Origin of the sequence: Microbacterium sp. (assembly GCF_051953575.1) — a bacterium.
In the GTDB taxonomy this organism is placed as follows: Bacteria; Actinomycetota; Actinomycetes; order Actinomycetales; family Microbacteriaceae; genus Microbacterium.
Window position 1 is genome coordinate 23,143 of the sequence record NZ_JBQCIP010000199.1, and the last position, 6,758, is coordinate 29,900.

A 6,758-nucleotide genomic window follows, 5' to 3' on the forward strand; every position below is an offset into this window, starting at 1 on the left:
TCGACGTCACGATCGGGTCACACCTCGCGACGGGGTTCTTGTCGCGGCGCGGCTCGATTGGTTAGTGTTCACTAACTGAGGTTTAGGTTAGCGACCATTAACTGAGATCGCAAGCCCTCGCCCACCCCCGGAGTTCAGATGACAAACGGCGTCACCGACCGCAATCGCGCCAAGGCGGATCGCCATGCCGCGATCCTGCAGCAAGCGGCTGCGCTCTTCGCAGAACGCGGCTTCAGCGGCGTCAGCCTCGAAGAGATCGGCAGCGCGGTGGGCATCAGCGGGCCCGCCCTCTACCGGCATTTCGCGGGCAAGCAGGCGCTCCTCGGGGCGATCCTCGTCGAGGTGAGCGAGCGGCTCCTCGCCGGCGGGCGCACCGTCGTCGCGACCCACGAGGGTGCGGACGCACAGCTGGACGCCCTGATCGACTTCCACGTGGCCTTCGCTCTCAACGATGCCGACGTCATCCGCGTGCAGGACCGCGACATGGCGAGCCTCAGCGACGAGGACCGCCACACCGTGCGGCGGCTGCAGCGCGAATACGTGGAGGTGTGGATCGGCATCCTGTCGGTCGTCCACCCGGATCGCGACGACGATGACCTGCGCGTGCGAGCCCATGCCTGCTTCGGTCTCATCAACTCGACGCCGCACACGGTGCGTGCGTCGCGGTCGCGTCCCGGCGAGCGCGATGTCCGCGGCATCCTGCGTTCGATGGCGCGCGCCGCCCTCACCGCCTGAAGCGGCCCCGACGCTCTAGTCTGAACGGGATGGCGGAGGCGAGCCACAGCGACCACGCAGAGCCGGAGCCCGGGGGCGAACCGGCACCCATCACGCGCCCGCCGTCGCCCGCACTGGATGAGGGATCGCGTCGGGACTTCCTCAAACTCGGCGGGATCGCCACGGCGGGACTCGTCGCGGGAGGTGCCATCGGCGCCGTGGGCGGAGCGACGATCGGCCACGAACTCGGCGTGCGCGAGGGCTCGGCGGATCTCGGCACCGTCCCACCCCGCGCGGAGCCGGGTTTCGACCACATCGTGGTGCTGATGGGCGAGAACCGGTCGTTCGACAACCTGCTGGGCCATCTGTACACCCCCGATACGCTGCCCGAGGGCGAGACGTTCGACGGTCTGGCGTTCGGCGAACATTCGAATCCGGCGCCTCGCGGCCAGCGTATCCCCGCCCATGTGTACGCGGGATCGACGGATGCGATCATGGGCAGCCCCGACCCTGACCCGGGCGAGGAGTATCCGCACGTCAACACGCAGCTGTTCGGCGTGGTGGACCCGCCCGGCAACGCGTCGGCCGAGATCCCCGATATGCGGTCGCCGTTCAACGCCCCGCCGCCGAGCACGGCACCGACGATGGAGGGATTCGCCCTCGACTACCACAACAACCTCGTGCGGCTGCGCCATGGCTCCGAGCCGAGCGTCGACGACGTGTCGCGCATCATGGGCGGGTTCTCACCCGAGCAGCTGCCGGTGCTGTCGACGCTCGCACGCGAGTTCGCCGTCTTCGACGCGTGGTTCTGCGCCGTGCCCTCTCAGACGTACTGCAACCGCTCATTCTTCCAAGCGTCGACGTCGCACGGCTTCGTGACCAACCGCGACCACGGCGGCTACCGCAAGTGGCTCGAGGCCGACCCTGTGCCCACCGTGTTCGATCGGCTCGAGGACGCGGGACTGTCGTGGAAGGTGTACTTCGACGAGCTGCAGCTCGTCTCGCTCACCGGCATCCTGCACTCCCCCAGCCTGGAGAAGTACTGGCGCACGGATCACTTCGTGTACATGTCGGAGTTCTACGCCGATGCTGCGAACGGCACGCTGCCCGCCTACTCCTTCATCGAACCGCGGCTGGTATACAACCACAACGACTTCCACCCGCCGGTCGGAGTGTTCCGTGAGAGCGACGTCGCCGGAGAACCCGTGATCGACTCGGCGGTCTCGGACGTTCGCGCCGGTGAGAAGCTGGTCGCGCAGGTCTACGACGCGATCCGCACCAGCACCAGCTCGGAGGGCTCCAACGCCGTCAACACGCTCCTGCTCATCACGTTCGACGAGCACGGGGGCACCTACGACCATGTGCCCCCGCCCGCGGCGATTCCGCCGCACGCCGACGCGGCGGAGGGCGAGATGGGATTCGCCTTCGACCGGCTGGGGCTGCGGGTGCCTGCGATCGCCGTGTCGGCGTACACGCGCGCCGGGACCGTCATCCACGACGAGATGCACCACGGGGCGCTGGCGGCGACGCTCGCGAAGCTCCACGGACTGCGCCCGCTCACGCGCCGGGACGCCGAGGCGCGCGATCTCTTCAGCGTCGTGAACCTCGACCGGCCCCGCGACCCGGGCACCTGGCCGCAGGTGCACCCGCAGTATGTGCCGCCGAACACGGCCGAGGACCAGCGCAGCGACCTCAAGAACGGTCCGCACCGCGACATGCCGCTGAGCCCGCCCGGCAAGGGGCTGCTCGGACTGCTCGTGGCGAAGTACGGCAGTGCCGACGGCGAGGATCCGAAGACCTATGCGGACGCCTACCGGATCCTGCAGGCGAAGGGCCTCGGCCTGTTCTACCCCAAGGAGCGCTGATCGGCCGGCCCCGCAGGACCGGCCGATCCCCCGGGCTAACCCCGGGGCGGCTACCGCAGCAGCATCGCGCGCCCGGGCTCGCGCAGCACGTCGGCGACCTCCACCAGGAACCGCGAACCCTGCTCGCCGTCGACGAGCCGGTGGTCGAAGGACAGGGCGAGCGTCATGACGTCGCGCAGCGCGATCTCTCCGTTGTGCTCCCACGGCTGACGACGCACCGCGCCGAGCGCGAGGATGCCCGCCTCCCCCGGGTTGATGATCGGCGTGCCGGCGTCCACGCCGAACACCCCGACGTTCGTGATCGAGAAGGTGCCGCCCATCATGTCGGCGGGCGCCGTCTTGCCCGCACGTGCGGTCTCGGCGAGCGCGCGGATCGCGTCGGCGAGCTCGACCAGGGTGAGCTCTTGCGCGTCGCGGATGTTGGGGACCACGAGCCCGCGCCCCGTGGCGGCCGCGATGCCGAGGTTCACGTAGTGGTGCTCGACGATCTCGCCCGCCTCGTCGTCCCACTTCGAGTTGAGCCCCGGGTGGCGCCCGAGCGCGAGGCACACCGCCTTGGCGGCGACGGCCATCACCCCGATGCGGTGGTCCTGCAGCGCACGGTCCGCCTTGAGCGACGCGATGAGCTCGCTCGTCGCCGTGACGTCCACGGTGAGGAACGTCGTGACGTGGGGTGCGGTGAAGGCGCTGCGCACCATCGCCTCGGCGGTCATCCTGCGCACGCCGCGGATCGGGGTGCGGGTGGTGCGCTCCGAAGGCGCACGTGCCGGGGCGAGAGCCTCCGCGGTGTCGGGGACGCCCGCCTCCTCCGGCGCCGCGAGCTCGGTTGCGTTCATCCCCACCCGCTGGGCGTACGCCTCGACGTCCGCCCGCGTGATGACCCCGGACGCGCCCGTCGCCTCGACCAGGGCCAGATCGATCCCCAGCTGCTTGGCGAGCGCACGCACGGGGGGCGTGGACCGCGGGCGCTCCAGGGGCGCTTCGATCGGCGTCTCCAGGGTGATCGCGTCGTGCGGCGCTGCTTCGAGCACGGCCGTGTCGGAGTGGACGGATGCCGCTCCCGCGACCCGCGCCCGCCGCTGGGGTCGTCCGGCCCCACGCGGCGCGGCGCCGTAGCCCACGAGGTTCGGCTCGGCCTTCTCGGCCTTCTCGGCCTCGACGGCGGACTCAGCGCCCTCTGCGGTCGCTGGAGCTATGGCAGCGCCGACCGATGACGGAGTCGGAGCATCCTCCCCGCCTGTGTCGAACGTGATGAGCACCGAGCCCACCTCGATGACGTCCCCCGCCTCGGCGTGGAGCGCCGTGACGGTGCCGGCGTGCGGCGACGGGAGCTCGACGACGGCCTTGGCGGTCTCGACCTCGGCGATCGTCTGGTTGAGTGCGACGGTGTCGCCGACCGCGACCAGCCATTGCACCAGCTCGGCCTCGGGGAGCCCCTCGCCGAGGTCGGGGAGACGGAAGTCCTGCGTCATCGGTCCACCACTCCTGAGAGGCTGTTCGGCCGGTCCATGACACGGTCCACCGCGTCGAGGATGCGGTCGAGGTCCGGCAGGTGGTGCTTCTCGAGCTTCGCCGGCGGGTAGGGGATGTCATGACCGGTCACCCGCTGAGGCGCCGCCTCGAGGTAGTTGAAGCAGCGCTCGGTGACGCTCGCGATGAGCTCCGCGCCGACGCCGGCCTCGCGTGCCGCCTCGTGCGTCACAACGACGCGACCGGTCTTGCGGACCGACGCCGTCACTGTGCGGTAGTCGACGGGAGAGATCGAGCGCAGGTCGATGACCTCGATCGAGACGCCGTCGTCCTCCGCGGCGGTGGCGGCATCCATCGCCGTGCCCACCTGCGCTCCGTACGTCAGCAGCGTCACGTCGGTGCCCGGTCGTACGACGCGGGCCAGCCCCATCGGGGGCGCGTCGGCCAGCTGCAGGTCCAGGTCGACCTCGCCCCTGGAGTGATAGAGCCGCTTGGGCTCGAAGTACACGACGGGGTCGTTCGAGGCGATCGCCTGGCGCAGCATGACGTACGCGTCCTGCGGGTTCGACACCGCGACGACCCGCAGGCCCGACGTGTGCACGAAGTACGCCTCCGGCGACTCCGAGTGGTGCTCGGCGGCGCCCACCCCACCGGCCCACGGGATGCGGATCGTGATGGGCATCGTGACGTTGCCGCGCGTGCGGTAGTGCAGCTTCGCGACCTGGCACACGATCTGGTCGAACGCTGGGTAGACGAATCCGTCGAACTGGATCTCCACCACGGGGCGGTAGCCACGGAACGCGAGGCCGACAGCCGTGCCCATGATGCCGGCCTCGGCGAGCGGGGTGTCGATCACCCGCTGCGCGCCGAACTGGGACTGAAGGCCGTCGGTGATGCGGAACACGCCGCCCAGCTTGCCGATGTCCTCGCCCATGACGAGCACCTTGTCGTCGTCCGCCATCGCATGGCGGAGACCTTCGTTGATGGCCTTCGCCATCGTGAGTTGCACCATGTCACGCCTCCTGGGCGGGCGCGAAGCCGTCGAGGTAAGCGCCGAACCACTCGCGCTGCTCGTCGATGCCCGAGTGCGGCTCGGCGTACACGTTGTCGAGCACGGTGAGCGGGGCGCGGGTCTGCGCCGTCATCGCGGCCTCGCGAACGGATGCGGCCAGCGTGTCGGCGTCCGCCTCGACGCTCGCGACGAATGCGTCGTCGAACTCCCCGAGCGAGCGCAGCAGCGCCTCGACGCGGGCGATCGGGTCACGGCGACGCCACTTCTCGACCTCGTCCTTGTCGCGGTAGCGGGTCGGGTCGTCGGAGGTGGTGTGCGGGCCCATGCGGTAGGTCACCGCCTCGATGAACGCGGGCCCCTTGCCGCTGCGGGCGTGGTCGAGCGCCCAGCGCATCGCCGCCAGGCACGCTAGGACGTCGTTGCCGTCGACGCGCATGCTCGGGATGCCGAAGCCCGGCGCGCGGCTGGCGATCGGCGCCTTCGCCTGCAGGGCGACCGGCTCCGAGATCGCCCACTGGTTGTTCGTGCACACGAACACGACGGGGGCGCCGAACGAAGAGGCGAACACCATCGCCTCGTTGACGTCGCCTTGGCTGGACGCGCCGTCGCCGAAGTAGGCGACCGAGACCTGGTCGGTGCCGTCGCGCTGGACACCCATCGCGTAACCGACCGCATGCAGCGACTGAGCGCCGATGATGATCTGCTGGGTGGCGGTGTTCAGCTCGTACGGGTCGTAGGTGGAGTGCTCTTCGCCGCGCCACGCGAGCACGAAGTCCGACGGCTTGCCGCCGCGGGCGTAGACGACGCCCGTCTCGCGATAGCTCGGGAAGGCGAAATCGTCGGCACGGAGCGCACGGGCGGTTCCGATCTGGGTCGCCTCCTGGCCCTGGCACGGCGGCCACAGGCCGAGCTGGCCCTGGCGCTGCAGGGCCACGCCCTCGACGTCGATGCGGCGCAGCAGCACCATGTCGCGGTACAGCGACCGCAGCGCCGCGGCGTCGACCTCGGCGATCCACCGGTCGAGTTCGGGATCGGCGATGCGCTCGCCGTCGGGGGTGAGCAGGCGGGCGACATCCTCGATATCGGTGCCGAGATCCGCCGTGGGGGTCAGGGTGTGCGTCATCGTCATCACTCCTCGTTGCGGGCCCCCTTGTGAGGAGCCGCCTCGTGTGCGCGCCGGCCTCTTCGCCGACAGCTCGAGGCTACGTCCGTGTCGCACCTCGCTCAAGCATTCGAGGTCTGCTTGAGCATGTTGACAATTTCTGACCCCCAGAACCGTGCTAACGTTTCGCACTATGAGTGCCCTCGATCACGTCGACCTGGAGCTGCTGGCCGCCCTCTCGGCCGACCCCCGCGCGACGGTCGTCGCGCTCGCCGAGCGGCTCGGCCTGTCGCGCAACACCGTGCAGGCGCGGATGGCGCGCCTGGAGCGCACGGGCGTCTTCCTGTCGTACGAACGGGCGATCTCATCCGCCGCACTCGGGTACCCTATCGAGGCGTTCATCAGCGTCATCGTGCGCCAGGCGGAGCTCCCCCGCATCGCGGTCGAACTCGCACGGGTGCCCGAGGTCGTGCAGGCGCACGGCCTGTCGGGTCAGGTCGATCTGCTGGTGCGCGTGGCGTGCCGCGACACGCAGCACCTGTTCGACACCGACGCGCGCATCCTCGCCATCGAGGGCGTCGAGCGCACCGAGACG

Annotated in this window: 6 protein-coding genes; 3 read left to right on the top strand and 3 right to left on the bottom strand. The window is 70.1% G+C overall.

Going from position 1 to position 6,758, the window contains the following annotated elements; all coding sequences use genetic code 11:
* Positions 1–138 precede the first annotated feature (138 nt).
* Together ACTHNQ_RS12330 and ACTHNQ_RS12335 are read left to right on the top strand one after the other, a co-directional pair.
* Positions 139–735, top strand: coding sequence for an SACE_7040 family transcriptional regulator (locus tag ACTHNQ_RS12330; RefSeq protein WP_440333777.1), 597 nt, complete (start codon positions 139–141; stop codon positions 733–735).
* 29 nt (positions 736–764) lie between these two features.
* Positions 765–2,579 carry an alkaline phosphatase family protein gene (locus tag ACTHNQ_RS12335; RefSeq protein ID WP_440333778.1) on the top strand — a complete coding sequence of 605 codons (1,815 nt, stop codon included), beginning with the start codon at positions 765–767 and terminating at the stop codon, positions 2,577–2,579.
* Positions 2,580–2,629: 50 nt separating this feature from the next.
* Here the strand turns inward: ACTHNQ_RS12335 and ACTHNQ_RS12340 are convergent, their stop codons facing one another.
* From ACTHNQ_RS12340 to pdhA, 3 genes are read right to left on the bottom strand one after another with little or no spacing between them, the layout of a single operon-like run.
* Positions 2,630–4,051, bottom strand: coding sequence for a dihydrolipoamide acetyltransferase family protein (locus tag ACTHNQ_RS12340; RefSeq protein WP_440333780.1), 1,422 nt, complete (start codon positions 4,049–4,051; stop codon positions 2,630–2,632).
* Positions 4,048–5,061, bottom strand: a complete 1,014-nt coding sequence (locus ACTHNQ_RS12345) for an alpha-ketoacid dehydrogenase subunit beta (protein WP_440333782.1) — start codon at positions 5,059–5,061, stop codon at positions 4,048–4,050. Before ACTHNQ_RS12345 ends, ACTHNQ_RS12340 begins: the two co-directional genes overlap by 4 nt.
* Position 5,062: 1 nt before the next feature.
* Positions 5,063–6,190 (bottom strand): pyruvate dehydrogenase (acetyl-transferring) E1 component subunit alpha, encoded by a 1,128-nt coding sequence (pdhA, locus tag ACTHNQ_RS12350; RefSeq protein ID WP_440333784.1) that lies wholly within the window; start codon positions 6,188–6,190, stop codon positions 5,063–5,065.
* A 166-nt stretch (positions 6,191–6,356) separates the two neighbouring features.
* Here pdhA and ACTHNQ_RS12355 point away from each other — a divergent pair.
* A partial coding sequence (locus tag ACTHNQ_RS12355; protein ID WP_440333786.1) for an Lrp/AsnC family transcriptional regulator occupies positions 6,357–6,758 on the top strand: 402 nt, incomplete at its 3' end.